This is a genomic window from Amycolatopsis alkalitolerans (assembly GCF_006152065.1).
Classification (GTDB): Bacteria; Actinomycetota; Actinomycetes; order Mycobacteriales; family Pseudonocardiaceae; genus Amycolatopsis_E; species Amycolatopsis_E alkalitolerans.
In genome coordinates this window covers 1-1,075 of the sequence record NZ_VDFW01000082.1, presented here as the reverse complement: position 1 = coordinate 1,075, position 1,075 = coordinate 1, and the positions used below count along the sequence as shown (strand labels likewise).

Annotated in this window: 1 protein-coding gene; it reads left to right on the top strand. The window is 59.9% G+C overall.

Features of this window, described 5'->3' with window-relative positions; all coding sequences use genetic code 11:
- Positions 1-596 precede the first annotated feature (596 nt).
- Positions 597-1,075: hypothetical protein (locus FG385_RS33725; protein WP_139100873.1), on the top strand; the 479-nt coding region annotated here is incomplete at its 3' end.

Here is a 1,075-nt window from a genome sequence, read left to right as displayed (position 1 = left end):
GGCACTGTCCTATATGGATTGCTTTGCCCGTGTCGTCCGAACCCAGACACCAATCGTTGGTGAGATCACCTCATTGATCCGTTGAATCATCTGTGGTTCATGGCGGATTTGTGTGGTATAATTGTGCACCTAAGGTTAAATAGGCAGTATCCGGACGTTCCCTTGTACTCGTTTCTTGTAGATAAAGATGAGACTGTCGAATTAGAGGAATTGCCTAGTAACTGGGTCATGCCCGGCGAGTTTTCGTGGTCGGCCGCAGCCGAGCGAGATGCGGGTCCCTCTCTCGGAGAGGACTTCTAGGCCTTCACCAAGCGTGTCGGGTGGGTAGATCCAGCCCTGGATAGGACAAAGGCCTTATCCTGCTTGGGTTTGCGACTCCAACGCAAGAAGATACCGCGGGATCAGAGCCGCGATCTTGTCGCTGCCCGGCTTCTTGATCCGGATCTGCTGCGCGGCCGCGCGGTCGAGGCCGAGTACAACGATCTCGCCCAGCGGCGAGTTACCTGCTGACCGAGCCGGAGCTGCACCGTTTACTGAAGCTGATCGACGAAGGCCCCAATCTCGACGAACAGATCGCCACACACTCCCGGAACACGGTGACCTACGACAACGTCGCCGACCGCGCCACCCAGGTCACCGACATCAACGGCGGTACCTGGACGTTACCGGCCCCGACCTCAGCCGGCTCCTCGAAGGGGTATCGGGGCGCGGTCCTGGCGTCGCATCCGAATGACTACTGGCCACTGGACGAAGCATCCGGCACCGACGCGATCAACGTCATACCCGGCGCCAGCGAACTGGGCTCCGACGGCGACGCCACCTACAACAACGTCACCCTCGGCCAACCCGGTCCCTTCGCCCACGCACCCGACACCGCCGCCGGATTCAACGGCACCAGCTCGATACTCACCGCCCCGAACTTCCTGATCGTCGACCCCACCGCGAAGCGGCATCGATTGCGCTGTGGTTCAAAACCAGCACCGCCGGCAGTTGTTGTCCTGAGGTTCCCCCAAGATCGTGGAGGCATGGACTATGAGGATGATGTGTTATGCCCGAGAAGAGGCGGCGGTTCGAC